Genomic DNA, 16,817 nt, shown 5'->3' with positions numbered 1-16,817 from the left:
ATTGCCAACTAAATCGAAACAGGAAGTACAAAAGTCCCTGACCAGCCTGGTGCATGTCGAAAATTAACATGACGGCATAACATGACTAAAGTACGTAATTGCGTTCTTGATGCACTTTCCATCAACGTCAACAACATCATTAGCTTGGTCGTGGGCACTTTCCCTCTGAACCCGACAGTGTCAAAAACGGCTGTCATCCTAACCATTTTAACAGCAACATAACAGGCTAAGACGTAAATGACACCCAATAAAACTACGCTTCGTTGACATATATCAAGTTCAATTGTAGCACGTTAACAGTCTGGCGAAATCCTCATGACCAAATGCCAGCGCTTGCGACTATTTATCAATAAACCAATTAGTTGCGCATATTAATTGATAAATATGATTAATCCAATACAAGAACGAAATACTGTCATAAAATACTATTTATAAACATAGGGATAAGTCCCTTCTGTTAACATCTTAGCAGGTACGATTGCTGATAAACAGTTTAGCTTTTTTTTAATGTGCGAAATCTGAAAATCAGTGATTTGTGTTAGAAAATTGTAAATTCGCTCTGCGTAGTATGTTGATGTATGTCACATTCTCCTGCGGAATCAGTAAGAAGAGAAAGTAAAATGCAATTGGCTGTTGTACTCGTTTGCCCTGCGAGGCCCGAAAACGTCGGAGCCGCTGCCCGGGCGATGAAAACCATGGGGTTTCATGATTTGCGCATCGTCGATAGCGAGGCGCATTTGCAGGAAGGTGCACGCCGTGTTGCCCACGGTTCCGGCGATATTCTTGATAATGTTAAAAGTTATGCGACGCTTGCCGACGCGCTGGCGGATGTTCAGTTCACCATTGCGACCACGGCACGTAGCCGGGCGAAGTTTCACTATTACGCGACGCCAGCAGAACTGGTGCCGCTATTGCAGGAGAAGCGTACGTGGCTTGGCAGCGCTGCGCTGGTCTTTGGCCGTGAAGATTCCGGTTTAACCAATGAAGAGCTGGCGCTGGCGGACATCTTAACCGGCGTGCCGATGGCGGCGGATTATCCATCGCTGAATCTGGGGCAGGCAGTAATGGTTTTTTGCTATCAATTAGCATCATTAATGCAACAGGCACCTCAGCAAGCGGCTCCAGTTGATGATAATCAGTTGCGCGCATTGCGCTCACGAGCCCGTGAATTACTGGAAAAACTTGGCGTTGCGGACGATATAAAAATGGTGGACTGGCTGGATCAGCGTCTTGGTCTGCTTGAACAACGCGATACGGCAATGTTGCATCGATTGCTTCATGATATTGAAAAAAAACTCGCCGAGTAAGTCACTGCGATAAGTTTGTTTTATAGTTAAAGCCGCTGAAATCTATTGTTGTAATGACCCTGTCGCGCTGAAATTAACTGTCGTTTCAGCGCAGCCGGGAAGGCGAATAAAAACGTAAAAAATAAAAATAAATTGACTTAAGCGGGCAGATACTTTAACCAATATAGGCATACAGCACAGACAGATAATATTACAGAGCACACAACATCTATGACACGCATCAGCACCATTACCATTATTACAACCATCACCATTACCACAGGTAACGGTGCGGGCTGACGCGTACAGGAAACACAGAAAAAAGCCCGCACCTGAACAGTGCGGGCTTTTTTTTCGACCAAAGATCAAGGGGTAAAACCATGCGAGTGTTGAAGTTCGGCGGTACATCAGTGGCAAATGCAGAACGTTTTCTGCGTGTTGCCGACATTCTGGAAAGCAATGCCAGGCAGGGGCAGGTAGCGACCGTACTTTCTGCCCCCGCGAAAATTACCAACCATCTGGTGGCGATGATCGAAAAGACCATCAGTGGCCAGGATGCAGTACCGAATATTAGCGATGCAGAACGCATTTTCGCCGGCCTGTTGCAAGGGCTGGCCGATGCGCAACCTGGATTTCCCCTCGCACAGTTAAAAACCTTCGTCGAACAAGAGTTCGCGCAGATCAAGCATGTCCTGCATGGTATCAGCCTGCTGGGCCAGTGCCCGGACAGTATCAATGCGGCGCTGATCTGCCGTGGCGAAAAACTCTCTATCGCCATCATGGCCGGCTTGCTGGAAGCGCGTGGTCATAAAGTCAGCGTTATCGATCCGGTGGAAAAATTACTCGCCGTTGGTCACTATCTGGAATCGACTGTTGATATTGCAGAATCAACTCGCCGCATCGCTGCCAGCCGCATTCCGCAAGATCATATGGTGCTGATGGCTGGTTTCACTGCCGGTAACGAAAAAGGTGAGCTGGTCGTGCTGGGGCGCAACGGTTCGGATTACTCTGCCGCCGTGTTGGCCGCCTGTTTACGCGCCGATTGTTGTGAGATCTGGACGGATGTCGATGGCGTTTATACTTGCGACCCGAGGCAGGTGCCGGACGCCAGGCTGCTGAAGTCAATGTCGTATCAGGAAGCCATGGAGCTTTCCTACTTCGGCGCCAAAGTTCTTCACCCCCGCACGATTACCCCGATTGCCCAGTTCCAGATCCCTTGCCTGATTAAAAATACCGGTAACCCGCAAGCTCCCGGCACACTCATTGGTGCAACGTCGGACGAAGATGGTCTGCCGGTGAAAGGGATCTCCAACCTGAACAACATGGCGATGTTTAGCGTTTCAGGCCCGGGCATGAAAGGCATGGTCGGCATGGCTGCCCGCGTATTTGCGGCGATGTCACGCTCAGGGATTTCCGTCGTCTTGATCACCCAATCCTCCTCGGAATACAGCATCAGCTTCTGTGTGCCGCAGTCCGATTGTGTTCGCGCTCAGAAAGCGATGAATGAAGAGTTCTATCTGGAACTCAAAGAGGGGCTGCTGGAACCGCTGGCAGTGATGGAGCGTCTGGCGATCATCTCCGTGGTCGGCGATGGCATGCGTACCTTGCGCGGTATCTCGGCGAAATTCTTTGCTGCTCTGGCGCGCGCCAATATCAACATTGTGGCGATTGCTCAGGGCTCCTCTGAACGTTCTATTTCGGTTGTAGTGAGCAATGATGATGCGACGACCGGGGTGCGCGTTACTCACCAGATGTTGTTTAACACCGACCAGGTGATTGAAGTTTTTGTCATTGGCGTTGGTGGTGTCGGTGGTGCGCTGCTGGAGCAGTTGAAGCGTCAGCAAGGCTGGTTGAAAAACAAGCATATCGATCTGCGCGTCTGCGGCGTGGCGAATTCAAAAGCGTTGATGACCAATGTGCATGGCCTGAATCTGGAAAACTGGCAGGCCGAACTGGCGGAGGCGAAAGAGCCTTTCAATCTGGGGCGCTTGATCCGTCTGGTGAAAGAGTATCATCTGCTTAACCCGGTGATTGTTGACTGTACCTCCAGCCAGGCGATGGCCGATCAGTACGCGGATTTCCTGCGGGAAGGTTTCCACGTTGTCACGCCGAATAAGAAAGCCAACACTTCGTCGCTGGATTACTATCACCAGTTGCGTCGCGCAGCGGAGAAATCTCGCCGTAAGTTCCTGTATGACACCAACGTTGGTGCAGGCCTGCCGGTGATTGAAAACCTGCAAAACCTGCTCAACGCCGGCGATGAGTTGCAACACTTCTCCGGGATCCTTTCTGGTTCACTGTCGTTTATTTTCGGCAAACTGGATGAGGGAATGAACCTCTCGGAAGCCACGGCGCTGGCGCGTGAGTTGGGTTACACCGAACCGGACCCGCGGGACGATCTCTCCGGGATGGATGTCGCGCGTAAACTATTGATTCTGGCTCGTGAAACCGGACGAGAACTGGAGCTTTCTGATATTGTCATTGAGCCCGTCTTACCCGCAACGTTTGATGCGTCCGGCGATGTTGAGAGCTTGATGGCGCGCCTGCCGCAACTGGATGACGAGTTCGCCTCTCGCGTGGCGCAAGCCCGTGATGAAGGAAAAGTGCTGCGTTATGTCGGTAATATTGAGGAAGATGGCACCTGTCGGGTGAAGATCGCCGCTGTTGACGGTAATGATCCGCTCTACAAAGTGAAAAATGGTGAGAATGCGCTGGCGTTCTACAGCCACTATTATCAGCCGTTGCCGTTGGTATTACGCGGTTACGGCGCGGGTAACGATGTAACAGCAGCTGGCGTATTCGCAGACCTGCTGCGTACCCTGTCCTGGAAGTTAGGAGTCTGACATGGTGAAGGTGTATGCTCCGGCTTCAAGCGCCAATATGAGTGTTGGCTTTGATGTGCTGGGCGCGGCGGTAACGCCGGTAGATGGAACTTTGCTGGGCGATAATGTTTCGGTGGAAGCCGCAGAACATTTCAGCCTGAAAAATATTGGCCGTTTTGCCAGTAAATTACCGACTGAACCGCAGGAAAATATCGTTTATCAGTGCTGGGAACTGTTCTGCCAGACGATTGGCAAGCAAGTCCCGGTGGCAATGACGCTGGAAAAAAACATGCCGATTGGCTCGGGGCTCGGTTCCAGCGCGTGCTCCGTTGTCGCCGCGCTGGTGGCGATGAACGAGTATTGCGGTAAACCGCTGGATGATTCGCGCATGCTGGCGCTGATGGGCGAGCTGGAAGGGCGTATTTCAGGCAGCGTGCATTACGATAACGTCGCACCTTGTTTCCTCGGTGGTATGCAGTTGATGATCGAGGAAAGCGGCATTATCAGTCAGCAGGTGCCTGGCTTTGATGAATGGTTGTGGGTGCTGGCCTATCCGGGTATTAAAGTCTCAACGGCGGAAGCGCGCGCTATTTTGCCCGCGCAATATCGCCGTCAGGATTGCATCGCTCACGGGCGGCATCTGGCGGGCTTTATTCACGCCTGCTACACCCGCCAGCCCGCGCTGGCGGCAAAATTGATGAAAGACGTGATTGCCGAGCCGTACCGCATGAAATTGCTGCCGGGCTTTGGCGAAGCGCGTCAGGCAGTGGCCGATATTGGCGCGCTGGCCTGTGGGATCTCCGGTTCCGGGCCAACGCTGTTTGCTTTGTGCGATAAGCCGGATACCGCCCAGCGCGTAGCCGACTGGCTTGGCAAACACTATCTGCAAAATCAGGAAGGCTTTGTTCATATTTGCCGGCTGGATACGGCGGGCGCACGAGTAGTGGGATAACCAATGAAACTCTACAACTTAAAAGATCACAACGAGCAGGTCAGCTTTGCGCAGGCCGTAACGCAAGGGCTTGGCAAAAATCAGGGCCTGTTTTTCCCGCACGATCTGCCAGAATTTAACCTGACGGAAATCGACGCCATGCTGGAGCAGGATTTTGTCAGCCGCAGCGCGAAAATCCTTGCCGCTTTTATTGGCGACGAAATTCCGCAGGACGAACTGGAAGCGCGGGTACGCGCCGCGTTTGCTTTCCCGGCGCCGGTTAAACCGGTAGAAAGCGATATCGGCTGCCTGGAGCTGTTCCATGGGCCAACGCTGGCGTTTAAAGATTTCGGCGGACGTTTTATGGCGCAGATGCTGAGCGCCATCAGCGGCGACAAACCGGTGACCATTCTGACGGCTACTTCGGGTGATACTGGCGCTGCGGTTGCTCATGCTTTCTACGGCATGAAAAATGTGCGCGTGGTGATCCTCTATCCGCAAGGCAAAATCAGCCCGTTGCAGGAAAAACTGTTCTGCACGCTGGGCGGTAATATCGAAACTGTGGCAATTGATGCCGACTTCGATGCCTGCCAGGCACTGGTGAAACAGGCTTTTGACGATGAAGAACTGAAAGCCGCGCTGGGGCTGAACTCGGCGAACTCGATCAATATCAGCCGCTTGCTGGCGCAGATTTGTTACTACTTCGAAGCGGTTGCGCAGTTGCCGCAGGAAGCACGTAACCAGCTGGTGGTTTCCGTTCCGAGCGGTAACTTTGGCGATCTGACCGCAGGTTTGCTGGCGAAATCGCTGGGGCTGCCGATCAAACGCTTTATCGCAGCGACCAATGCCAACGATACCGTGCCGCGTTTCCTCAAAGAGGGGCAATGGCAGCCGAAAGCAACGCAAGCGACGCTCTCAAACGCCATGGATGTTAGCCAGCCGAACAACTGGCCGCGTGTTGAAGAGCTGTTCCGCCGTAAAATCTGGCGTCTGAATGAGCTGGGCTATGCTGCCGTGGACGATGAAACGACGAAAGCGGCCATGCGCGAGCTGAAGGATAAAGGCTATGTTTCAGAGCCGCATGCTGCGATTGCATACCGCGCCCTGCGCGATCAGCTGAATCCGGGCGAGTACGGACTGTTCCTCGGTACGGCTCATCCGGCGAAATTCAAAGAGAGCGTGGAAGAGATTCTGGGCGAACCGTTGCCGCTGCCGAAAGAGCTGGCGGACCGCGCGGATCTGCCGCTGCTTTCCCACCAGTTACCTGCGGATTTCGCGGCATTACGCGAGTTGATGATGCGCCACGCGTAATTTCTCTGCTTCCCCTGCCTGTAAGCGGGGGAATCAGGGAGAAATTATGTAGAAAAATGGCAGGGAAAACGGATGAATTCCCATTAAATGCGGGGGTTCAGAGATTAGGATTGCGGACAATAACAACATCATATGGCGTTGCGTAATCTCCTGACATCGGCCCATAACGGGCAAGATGATGCGAAGGAGTAACCTATGTTGAAACCTGTGATGTTAGCGCTTTCCATGATGTTGGTGGCTCCTCTGGCGGTTCAGGCCGCAGAAATCACCCTTGTGCCGGCAGTGAAACTGCAAATCGGCGATCGCGACCGCAGTGGAAACTACTGGGATGGCGGCCACTGGCGCGATCGTGAATGGTGGCAGAGACACTACGAATGGCGTGAGCACCGCTGGCAGCCGCACGGCCACTTTGACGGCTGGCATGATGATCGCCATGACGATCATCATGGCGGGCCGGATGATGACTGGCATCGCCATCCATAACCTTGCTGACCCTCTCCCGACCAGGAGAGGGTTTTTCTTACTGTTCGTGCCGCTTAAACACCAACTCTTCCTGCGACGAAACTTCCCGATCAAAGAAATAGCCTTCGCTGTTAAACCCGGTTAATTGCTCCGGTTTCGTCAGGCGATTCTCAATAATAAAACGGCTCATCAGACCGCGTGCCTTTTTGGCATAGAAGCTGATGACTTTGAACTTGCCGTTTTTCTCGTCAAGAAACACTGGCTTAATGATCCGGGCGTTCAGCTTTTGCGTTTTGACCGATTTGAAATACTCATCAGAAGCCAGGTTGATAACAATCTCATCGCCTTGTGCCGCAATGGCTTCGTTGAGTTTGTGAGTGATCACGTCGCCCCAGAATTGGTAAAGATCTTTCCCTTTGGCATTTTCCAGGCGAATGCCCATCTCCAGGCGGTACGGCTGCATCAGATCCAGCGGACGCAGCACGCCGTATAAACCGGAAAGCATACGCAGGTGTTGCTGCGCGAAATCGAAATCCGCATCGCTAAAAGTTTCTGCCTGCAAGCCGGTATAGACATCCCCTTTAAATGCCAGGATAGCCTGGCGCGCATTTTCCGGGGTGAAATCAGGCTGCCAGTCGTGAAAACGCGTGGCGTTCAGATCGGCCAGCTTGTCGCTGATGCCCATCAGCGCTTTGATTTGCGGTGCAGAGAGCTTACGTGCGCTGTTAATCAGTTGCTGCGAGTGATCCAGCAGTTCCGGCTGGGTAAAACGCGTGGTCGCCAGCGGGCTTTGGTAATCGAGTGTTTTGGCAGGTGAAATCAGAATCAGCATACTCAGTCCTTGCTGTGCGAGAAATTTCCGCTGACTTTAGCAAAAAAACCGACAGACTTGATCGATAGTTGCGATTAGCGCTACGAGCGGGGAATGTCATCCCAACTGCCTGGCGCCAGTTGACGCTTTATTTCCGGATAACGCTGCGGGTCGAAGACCGGCATGACTCCCAGTTTGCGCTGGCGCAGATAGTCGCGGGCCAGCACTCTGACCACCGGCGAAAGCAGCAAAATAGCGGTCAGGTTGATCATCGCCATCAGCGCCATCACGACATCGGCAATGTGCCAGATAAGGGGGACGCTGGATAGGGTACCTATCACTACCATCAATAAAATACCGATGCGCAGTAGCCAGAGGTTTCGATTGCTGTCGCAGCGTAAAAAGATCAGATTATTTTCCGCATAAATGTAATTCGCGACGATCGAAGTAAATGCGAAGAGCACGACGATACAGGCGACAAACCCCGCCCCCCAACCACCGGTCAGTGAGGTCATGGCTTGCTGCAGCTGTTGGATGCCACCAAATGCATCGCTTAGCGGAACCGTACCCGGCAGCAACAGTACCAGCGCGCTGGCGGTGCAGACCAGGAAGGTATCCGTCAGCACGCCGATCATTTGCACAATTCCCTGCGCTACCGGATGCGGTGGCCATGAGACGGCCATAGCGGCGACGTTAGGCGACGATCCCAGCCCGGCTTCATTGGCAAACATACTGCGCTGAAAACCGCTGGTCATCGCCTGACTCAGGGTGTAAGCCATCGTGCCGGTCGCCGCTTCCTGCCAGCCGAAAGCGCTTTTAATGATGGTGGCAAAAATCCCGGGCAGTAAGTTTGCATGCCAGAGGCTGAGGCACAGACTGACCAGGATCCAGGCAAGCCCGATCACTGGCACCAACCACTGCATCAGCCGGGCGGCAGGTTTTAATCCCCGAACGATGAAAAAGAGGACGCAGAGCGCCAGTACCATGCCGCTGACGATTCCCGGAACGCCCCACGCAAAGTGCATGGCCCGTGCAACGGCGCTGGACTGAATGGTATTAAACACCAGGCCATATGTGAGCAGCAGGAACACGGAGAAAAGCACGCCCATCCAGCGCATGCCTAAACCGCGCGCCATATACCATGCCGGTCCGCCGCGAAACTGATTTTCCGTATCACGCTCTTTATACAGCTGTGCCAAAGAGCATTCGGCAAAGCTAATCACCATACCGATGAGCGCGGCGATCCACATCCAGAAAACGGCGCCTGGCCCACCGGAGGTTAATGCAAAAGCCACGCCCGCCAGGTTGCCGCTACCCAGCCGTGTTGCCATGCTCAGACAGAGAGCCTGGTAAGCGGTGAGCGCGTTAGGTTGTGGCGTGCGGTTGCTCTTAAGGCTTTTCCCAAAATCGCGCAGAAAACGAAAGGGGACAAATTGGCTGCGGACAGCAAACCAGATCCCTGCTGCTGCCAGCAGGTACACCATGAATGAGCCCCAGAGTATTTCACTGATAAACGAGAAAAATTCAGGCATTAACATTCCTCTTGTTGATGCCGGGTTTGTAACCTGGGGCGAGGCTGTCGTTGGAAGCACATCACTTCGCAGGCAATTAATTAGGAGAGTTTACCATACTATTTACACAGCATTGTCTGCGGTTGCGCTGGCAGGTCGTCGTGTTATCATCAGGGCAGACCGGTTACATCCCCCTAACAAGTATACTCGTCATACTTCACGTTCAGGTGCGCTGGCTGCGGTTGTGCTTCAGGGGCGCAAACGTGTCGTGAGCCTGACATGGATTATTCAGGGTATCTTTAAAGAGAAATACTATCATGACGGATAAATTGACCTCCCTGCGTCAGTACACAACAGTCGTGGCTGATACCGGAGATATTGCGGCAATGAAACTGTACCAGCCGCAGGATGCAACAACGAACCCTTCTCTAATCCTTGGCGCTGCGCAAATTCCGGAATACCGTAAGCTGATCGATGACGCCGTAACATGGGCACGCGCTCAGAGCAACGATCGTGCGCAGCAGGTTGTTGACGCGACAGATCGCCTGGCGGTGAACATTGGTCTGGAAATCCTCAAACTGATCCCTGGCCGTATCTCTACCGAGGTTGATGCTCGTCTCTCTTACGACACCGAAGCCTCTATCGCCAAAGCGAAACGCCTGATCAAGATGTATAACGATGCCGGTATCAGCAACGATCGCATCCTGATCAAACTGGCCTCTACCTGGCAGGGTATTCGCGCTGCTGAACAACTGGAAAAAGAGGGCATCAACTGTAACCTGACGCTGCTGTTCTCCTTCGCGCAGGCGCGTGCATGTGCCGAAGCGGGTGTATTCCTGATCTCCCCGTTTGTGGGTCGTATCCTCGACTGGTACAAAGCCAACACTGACAAGAAAGAGTACGCGCCGGCAGAAGATCCGGGTGTGGTTTCCGTAACCGAAATCTACCAGTACTACAAACAGCACGGTTATGAAACCGTGGTGATGGGCGCCAGCTTCCGTAATACCGGTGAAATCATCGAACTGGCCGGCTGCGACCGTCTGACCATTGCTCCGGCGCTGTTGAAAGAGCTGTCCGAAAGTGCTGGCACCATCGAACGCAAACTGGCGTATACCGGTGAAGTGAAAGCGCGTCCGGAACGCATCACCGAAGCGGAATTCCTGTGGCAGCATAACCAGGATCCGATGGCGGTGGATAAACTGGCGGATGGTATCCGTAAGTTTGCCGTTGACCAGGAAAAACTGGAAAAAATGATCGGCGATCTGCTGTAATCCTCAGGCGTGGCCGGTTTTCCGGTCACGCTTCTTCTCTCCCTACTGTCTGCCTTTCCCCTCAGCGTGTATCATTTCGTTAAATAGTTTTTTGAACGGAATGAATATGGACACACTACGCATTGGTTTAGTTTCGGTTTCCGATCGCGCATCCAGCGGTATTTACCAGGACAAGGGTATTCCTGCGCTTGAGGAGTGGCTGGCGAGCGCGCTGACAACCCCGTTTCAGATTGAGACCCGATTGATTCCGGACGAGCAAAGCATCATCGAACAAACACTGTGCGAGCTGGTGGACGAAATGAGTTGCCATCTGGTATTAACGACCGGCGGCACCGGGCCTGCGCGACGCGACGTAACGCCGGACGCGACGCTGGCGGTTGCCGATCGCGAAATGCCGGGGTTTGGTGAGCAGATGCGACAAATCAGCCTCAATTTTGTACCGACAGCAATTCTCTCCCGCCAGGTTGGCGTGATCCGCAAACAGGCATTGATCCTGAATTTGCCCGGCCAGCCCAAATCGATTAAAGAGACGCTGGAAGGCTTAAAAAGCGCGGACGGCGAAGTAAAAGTGCCCGGTATTTTTGCCAGTGTACCGTATTGTTTACAGTTGCTTGACGGTCCTTACGTTGAAACCAATCCGCAAGTCGTAGCATCTTTCCGGCCTAAAAATGCAAGGCGCGAAACATTATCCTAAAAGTTAATCTTTTCTGAAATAAAGACGGCGAACCATGGCGTGTTGATTCATTTACGGTATAGTAAGTTTTAATTTACACAATTCGTAATAATTAAATCAGCACTTCCTATTTACAAATGGTTCGCTATGTCAAATATCACTCGTCCTCTGAACAGACAGGATTATAAAACGCTGACCCTTGCTGCCCTCGGCGGCGCGCTGGAGTTTTACGATTTCATCATTTTCGTCTTCTTCGCTGCTGTCGTTGGCGAGCTTTTCTTCCCGGCGGATATTCCGGAATGGCTGCGCCAGGTGCAAACCTTTGGCATTTTTGCTGCCGGTTATCTGGCGCGTCCGCTTGGCGGCATTGTCATGGCGCACTTCGGCGATCTGGTCGGGCGCAAAAAGATGTTTACCCTGAGTATTCTGCTGATGGCGTTGCCGACGCTGGCGATTGGCTTGCTGCCAACGTTTGCCTCAGCAGGCATTGTGGCACCGCTGTTGCTGCTCTTGATGCGCGTTTTACAGGGCGCGGCCATCGGTGGCGAAGTGCCTGGCGCGTGGGTGTTTGTCGCGGAACATGTTCCGGCGCGTCGTATCGGTATCGCTTGCGGTACGTTGACAGCGGGCCTGACCGTGGGAATTTTGCTCGGTTCGGTGGTGGCAACGCTGGTTAATACCAGCATGACTCAACAAGCTATTCATGATGGCGGCTGGCGTATTCCGTTCCTGCTGGGTGGCGCATTTGGCCTGGTAGCGATGTATCTGCGACGCTGGTTGCAAGAAACACCGATCTTTCTTGAGATGCAGCAACGTAAAGCGCTGGCGCAGGAATTACCTGTTAAATCGGTCGTGCTGAAACATAAAAAAGCGGTGGTGATTTCCATGCTGCTGACCTGGCTGCTTTCCGCCGGGATTGTGGTGGTCATTCTGATGTCACCGGTCTGGCTGCAAAAACAGTATGGCTTTGCTCCGGCCCTGACGTTGCAGGCCAATAGCATTGCGACCATTATGCTTTGCTTCGGTTGCCTGGCCGCCGGGCTGCTGGTTGATAAATTTGGCGCCAGTCGCACCTTTATTTTTGGCAGCGTGCTGCTTGCCTGTACCAGTTGGTTTTTCTACCACCTGGTGGGAGCACACCCTGAGCAGCTTTTCGTCCTGTATGGCCTTGTGGGATTGTGCGTTGGCGTGGTCGGTGCGGTTCCTTACGTAATGGTGCGAGCGTTTCCGGCGGAGGTTCGTTTCACGGGAATCTCATTCTCGTATAACGTCTCATACGCTATTTTCGGCGGCCTGACGCCAATTGCGGTGACCATGCTGATGGGAGTTTCACCGATGGCGCCTGCCTGGTATGTACTGGCGCTGTCGCTTATTGGTCTGGCACTGGGGATCTGGCTGCGTCAGGATCTCCATCACCAGGATAACGTAGCAGAGCGGCCGATAGAGCAAGCATAAACAAACGGAGCCTGAGGCTCCGTTTTCAGTTTGAGTGAGTAAAGGATAATTAACAGCGAAGAGTTCCGCTTTTAGGCATCGAGTTAATAAAAGAGTGTAACGGTTGGGACGGGAGAGTATCAGGGAGAGGGATACAGAAGAAATGCGAAGCCAGGCTTCGCATTTTAGCATTCAGTGCAGGAATTAATGCTTTTCACCAATTGGCAGAACTGTGCGTTCGAACTGTTCGTTCAGCACTTCGCCCATCGCCAGGTAGATGGCGCTCGCGCCGCAAACCAGACCGATCCAGCCCGCGATATGTACGATGCTTTCGTTATCAGCCAGATGACCTACCGCCAGCAGGGCGAACAGTACGGTCAGGCTCAGGAAAACGAACTGCAGCGCACGCGCGCCTTTCAGCGTGCCGAAGAACATAAACAGGGTGAAGACGCCCCAAATCCCCAGATAAACGCCCAGGAAATGGCCGTTTGTCGCATCCGCAAGACCCATTTTCGGAAACAGCAGAATCGCGACCAGCGTCAACCAGAAAGAACCGTAAGAGGTGAACGCAGTTAAACCAAAGGTGTTGCCTTTTTTATATTCAAGCAGGCCCGCGAGAATTTGCGCGATACCGCCATAGAAAATGCCCATCGCCAGAATAATGCCGTCCATTGGGAATAAACCAATATTGTGCAGGTTAAGCAGAATAGTGGTCATGCCGAAACCCATTAAGCCCAGCGGAGCCGGATTAGCCAACTTAGTGTTGCCCATAATTCCTCAAAATAAATCAATATGAAAAGGGAGAAATGAAAGCCCCCGCACCCTGTTGAACTGGCGGGGCGCGGCATCATAAATAGCGGTAATGGGCCTGTCTATGATCTGAACAGGTGTAAATTAAAAAATTTTTTATCGTTTGCCCCTTGATGAGTGGCTTAGCGACCCCATCTTGTAGTCAACCGCAGTATGTGGCCTGAAAAAAAACGATACAGGGTGGTTGAAACAGCACGTTTCGCCCTTATTACAGGTTCACAACCACATGATGACGAATTTTTAGTGGAGACGTTTAGATGGGTAAAATTATTGGTATCGACCTTGGGACAACCAACTCTTGTGTAGCCATTATGGATGGCACTCAGGCTCGTGTGCTGGAGAATGCTGAAGGCGATCGCACCACTCCTTCTATCATTGCTTACACACAGGATGGTGAAACTCTGGTAGGTCAGCCGGCTAAACGTCAGGCCGTGACGAACCCGCAAAACACCCTGTTTGCGATCAAACGCCTGATCGGCCGTCGCTTCCAGGACGAAGAAGTCCAGCGTGACGAAGCCATCATGCCGTACAAAATCATTGCTGCTGATAACGGCGATGCATGGCTTGATGTAAAAGGCACCAAAATGGCACCGCCGCAGATCTCTGCCGAAGTGCTGAAAAAAATGAAGAAAACTGCTGAAGATTACCTGGGTGAGCCGGTAACTGAAGCGGTTATCACCGTACCTGCTTACTTCAACGATGCTCAGCGTCAGGCAACCAAAGATGCTGGCCGTATCGCAGGTCTGGAAGTAAAACGTATCATCAACGAACCGACAGCAGCAGCGCTGGCTTACGGTCTGGATAAAGAAACCGGCAACCGCACCATCGCGGTTTACGACCTGGGCGGTGGTACGTTCGATATCTCTATCATCGAAATCGATGAAGTTGACGGCGAAAAAACCTTCGAAGTACTGGCTACCAACGGTGATACCCACCTGGGTGGTGAAGACTTCGACAGCCGTCTGATCAACTACCTGGTGGAAGAGTTCAAGAAAGATCAGGGTATCGATCTGCGTAACGATCCGCTGGCGATGCAGCGTCTGAAAGAAGCGGCAGAAAAAGCGAAAATCGAGCTTTCTTCCGCACAGCAGACCGACGTGAATCTGCCGTACATCACCGCAGACGCGACCGGTCCGAAACACATGAACATTAAAGTGACTCGCGCGAAACTGGAAAGCCTGGTGGAAGATCTGGTTAACCGTTCCATCGAGCCGCTGAAAGTCGCACTGCAGGATGCTGGCCTGTCCGTATCTGACATCAACGACGTGATTCTGGTCGGCGGTCAGACTCGTATGCCGATGGTGCAGAAAAAAGTGGCTGAGTTCTTCGGTAAAGAGCCGCGTAAAGACGTTAACCCGGATGAAGCCGTTGCTATCGGTGCTGCGGTTCAGGGTGGTGTTCTGACAGGTGAAGTTAAAGACGTTCTGTTGCTGGACGTTACCCCGCTGTCGCTGGGTATCGAAACCATGGGCGGCGTGATGACTGCGCTGATCAACAAAAACACCACCATCCCGACCAAGCACAGCCAGGTGTTCTCTACTGCGGAAGATAACCAGTCCGCTGTAACCATCCATGTGCTGCAGGGTGAACGTAAACGTGCGTCCGATAACAAATCTCTGGGTCAGTTCAACCTGGATGGTATCAACCCGGCGCCGCGCGGTATGCCGCAGATTGAAGTCACCTTCGATATCGATGCTGACGGTATCCTGCACGTTTCCGCGAAAGACAAAAACAGCGGTAAAGAGCAGAAGATCACCATCAAGGCTTCTTCGGGTCTGAACGAAGAAGAAATCGCGAAAATGGTTCGTGAAGCAGAAGCGAATGCGGAATCTGACCGTAAGTTCGAAGAGCTGGTGCAAACCCGTAACCAGGGCGACCACCTGCTGCACAGCACTCGCAAGCAGGTTCAGGAAGCAGGCGATAAACTGCCGGCAGAAGACAAAACGGCTATCGAGTCTGCGCTGAGCGAGCTGGAAGTTGCGCTGAAAGGCGAAGACAAAGCTGAAATCGAAGCGAAAATGCAGGCGCTGGCGCAGGTTTCCCAGAAACTGCTGGAAATCGCACAACAGCAGCACGCACAGCAGCAAGCGGGCGCTGATGCTTCCGCGAACAACGCGAAAGATGACGATGTTGTCGACGCCGAGTTCGAAGAAGTCAAAGACAAAAAATAATCGCCCTGATGCAGGGTAGATAACCAGCACGGGCGTCGGAGTTTTCTCCACGCCCGTGCTCGTATGTTAAGGGGCAGATAAACCGATGGCGAAGCAAGATTATTACGAGATTTTAGGCGTTCCGAAAACAGCGGAAGAGCGTGAAATCAAAAAGGCGTACAAACGCCTGGCCATGAAATATCACCCGGACCGCAACCAGGGCGATAAAGAGGCCGAAGCCAAATTTAAAGAAATAAAAGAAGCCTACGAAGTCCTGACCGATGCCCAGAAACGTGCGGCTTACGATCAGTACGGCCATGCTGCATTTGAGCAGGGCGGAATGGGCGGCGGTGGATTCGGTGGCGGCGGTTTTGGCGGCGGCGCTGACTTCAGTGACATTTTCGGCGATGTGTTCGGCGATATCTTCGGCGGGGGGCGTGGCCGTCAGCGTGCAGCCCGTGGCGCAGACCTGCGCTACAACATGGATCTGACGCTGGAAGAAGCGGTACGCGGCGTGACCAAAGAGATCCGCATTCCGACGCTGGAAGAGTGCGACATTTGCCACGGCAGCGGTGCTAAACCCGGCACTCAGCCGCAAACCTGTCCGACCTGTCATGGTTCCGGTCAGGTACAGATGCGCCAGGGGTTCTTCGCCGTACAGCAGACCTGTCCGCACTGTCAGGGGCGCGGTACGCTGATTAAAGATCCGTGCAATAAATGTCACGGTCATGGCCGCGTGGAGAAATCCAAAACCCTGTCCGTTAAAATTCCGGCAGGTGTGGACACCGGCGATCGCATCCGTCTGAGCGGTGAAGGTGAAGCGGGTGAGCATGGTGCACCGGCAGGCGATCTGTACGTTCAGGTACAGGTGAAACAGCACCCTATCTTCGAGCGTGAAGGCAATAACCTGTACTGCGAAGTGCCGATCAACTTTGCCATGGCGGCGCTGGGCGGTGAAATCGAAGTGCCGACGCTGGATGGCCGCGTGAAGCTGAAAGTACCCAGCGAAACCCAGACCGGCAAACTTTTCCGCATGCGCGGCAAGGGTGTGAAGTCCGTCCGTGGCGGCGCTCAGGGCGATCTGTTGTGCCGCGTCGTTGTTGAGACGCCGGTTGGCCTGAACGAAAAACAGAAGCAACTGCTGAAAGATCTGCAGGACAGTTTTGGCGGCCCGACGGGCGAAAACAACAGCCCGCGCTCCAAGAGCTTCTTCGACGGCGTGAAAAAATTCTTCGACGATTTGACGCGCTAAGTCTTCCGCATCGCATATATCAGGCCCGGCTTTATGCCGGGCTTTTTTTGTCGTTTTTGGCACTATTCGGAAAAAGAGAATCTATACCCAATT

16 protein-coding genes and 1 other annotated feature are annotated in these 16,817 nt (G+C 53.0%); of the genes, 13 read left to right on the top strand and 3 right to left on the bottom strand.

The genetic code is table 11. The features are described from left to right. The first annotated feature begins 81 nt into the window (after positions 1 to 81). The 7 genes from yjjY to AWR26_RS21670 all read left to right on the top strand — a co-directional run bounded on the left by yjjY (position 82) and on the right by AWR26_RS21670 (position 6,833). On the top strand, positions 82 to 222 hold the full coding sequence (gene yjjY / locus AWR26_RS21700) for a YjjY family protein (RefSeq protein WP_086870418.1): 141 nt from the start codon (positions 82 to 84) through the stop codon (positions 220 to 222). A gap of 398 nt (positions 223 to 620) precedes the next feature. Continuing rightward, complete coding sequence (locus AWR26_RS21695) at positions 621 to 1,307, top strand: tRNA/rRNA methyltransferase (protein ID WP_064568483.1); 687 nt, start codon at positions 621 to 623, stop codon at positions 1,305 to 1,307. A gap of 210 nt (positions 1,308 to 1,517) precedes the next feature. Beyond that, complete coding sequence (gene thrL, locus AWR26_RS21690) at positions 1,518 to 1,586, top strand: thr operon leader peptide (protein WP_071532065.1); 69 nt, start codon at positions 1,518 to 1,520, stop codon at positions 1,584 to 1,586. Continuing rightward, positions 1,525 to 1,642 (top strand) — a sequence feature (Thr leader region). (Overlaps the previous gene by 62 nt.) Before the next feature lie 24 nt (positions 1,643 to 1,666). Further along, the gene (gene thrA, locus AWR26_RS21685) at positions 1,667 to 4,129 is read left to right on the top strand and encodes a bifunctional aspartate kinase/homoserine dehydrogenase I (protein WP_064568482.1); all 2,463 of its coding nucleotides are present in this window, start codon (positions 1,667 to 1,669) and stop codon (positions 4,127 to 4,129) included. A 1-nt stretch (position 4,130) separates the two neighbouring features. Then, complete coding sequence (gene thrB, locus AWR26_RS21680; protein WP_064568481.1) at positions 4,131 to 5,060, top strand: homoserine kinase; 930 nt, start codon at positions 4,131 to 4,133, stop codon at positions 5,058 to 5,060. Positions 5,061 to 5,063: 3 nt separating this feature from the next. After that, positions 5,064 to 6,350: a threonine synthase gene (thrC, locus tag AWR26_RS21675; RefSeq protein WP_064568480.1), complete on the top strand. Its 1,287-nt coding sequence runs from the start codon at positions 5,064 to 5,066 to the stop codon at positions 6,348 to 6,350. Between the two features lie 195 nt (positions 6,351 to 6,545). Continuing rightward, a complete protein-coding gene (locus AWR26_RS21670; protein ID WP_064568479.1) occupies positions 6,546 to 6,833 on the top strand; it encodes a DUF2502 domain-containing protein in 288 nt (95 codons plus the stop codon). 37 nt (positions 6,834 to 6,870) lie between these two features. Here AWR26_RS21670 and yaaA read toward each other — a convergent pair whose 3' ends face one another. Together yaaA and AWR26_RS21660 are read right to left on the bottom strand one after the other, a co-directional pair. Beyond that, on the bottom strand, positions 6,871 to 7,644 hold the full coding sequence (gene yaaA / locus AWR26_RS21665) for a peroxide stress protein YaaA (protein ID WP_007373067.1): 774 nt from the start codon (positions 7,642 to 7,644) through the stop codon (positions 6,871 to 6,873). 80 nt (positions 7,645 to 7,724) lie between these two features. After that, complete coding sequence (locus tag AWR26_RS21660) at positions 7,725 to 9,155, bottom strand: alanine/glycine:cation symporter family protein (protein ID WP_064568478.1); 1,431 nt, start codon at positions 9,153 to 9,155, stop codon at positions 7,725 to 7,727. On the opposite strand from AWR26_RS21660, the gene AWR26_RS21655 reads away from it, so the two are divergent. From AWR26_RS21655 to AWR26_RS21640, 4 genes are all read left to right on the top strand, one after another. Beyond that, positions 9,106 to 9,462, top strand: coding sequence for a hypothetical protein (locus tag AWR26_RS21655; RefSeq protein WP_167351133.1), 357 nt, complete (start codon positions 9,106 to 9,108; stop codon positions 9,460 to 9,462). The two genes, AWR26_RS21660 and AWR26_RS21655, sit on opposite strands and share 50 nt — an antisense overlap. After that, the gene (tal, locus tag AWR26_RS21650) at positions 9,452 to 10,405 is read left to right on the top strand and encodes a transaldolase (RefSeq protein ID WP_064568477.1); all 954 of its coding nucleotides are present in this window, start codon (positions 9,452 to 9,454) and stop codon (positions 10,403 to 10,405) included. The genes AWR26_RS21655 and tal overlap by 11 nt, the downstream gene beginning before the upstream one ends. Positions 10,406 to 10,511: 106 nt before the next feature. Next, positions 10,512 to 11,099, top strand: coding sequence for a molybdopterin adenylyltransferase (gene mog / locus AWR26_RS21645; RefSeq protein WP_064568476.1), 588 nt, complete (start codon positions 10,512 to 10,514; stop codon positions 11,097 to 11,099). A gap of 126 nt (positions 11,100 to 11,225) precedes the next feature. Further along, complete coding sequence (locus AWR26_RS21640) at positions 11,226 to 12,533, top strand: MFS transporter (protein ID WP_064568475.1); 1,308 nt, start codon at positions 11,226 to 11,228, stop codon at positions 12,531 to 12,533. A 183-nt stretch (positions 12,534 to 12,716) separates the two neighbouring features. On the opposite strand, the gene satP is transcribed toward AWR26_RS21640, so the two are convergent. Then, a complete protein-coding gene (gene satP, locus AWR26_RS21635) occupies positions 12,717 to 13,283 on the bottom strand; it encodes an acetate uptake transporter (protein WP_064568474.1) in 567 nt (188 codons plus the stop codon). A gap of 296 nt (positions 13,284 to 13,579) precedes the next feature. Between satP and dnaK the strand changes: the two genes are divergently transcribed. Together dnaK and dnaJ are read left to right on the top strand one after the other, a co-directional pair. After that, on the top strand, positions 13,580 to 15,493 hold the full coding sequence (dnaK, locus tag AWR26_RS21630) for a molecular chaperone DnaK (protein ID WP_043955083.1): 1,914 nt from the start codon (positions 13,580 to 13,582) through the stop codon (positions 15,491 to 15,493). An 85-nt stretch (positions 15,494 to 15,578) separates the two neighbouring features. Further along, entirely contained in the window at positions 15,579 to 16,724 is a 1,146-nt protein-coding gene (dnaJ, locus tag AWR26_RS21625) for a molecular chaperone DnaJ (protein WP_064568473.1), read from the top strand. Positions 16,725 to 16,817: the final 93 nt, after the last annotated feature.

The organism is Kosakonia oryzae, assembly GCF_001658025.2.
GTDB lineage: Bacteria > Pseudomonadota > Gammaproteobacteria > Enterobacterales > Enterobacteriaceae > Kosakonia > Kosakonia oryzae.
The sequence above is the reverse complement of the archived record's forward strand: the minus strand, read 5'-3'. Positions and strand labels throughout refer to the sequence as shown.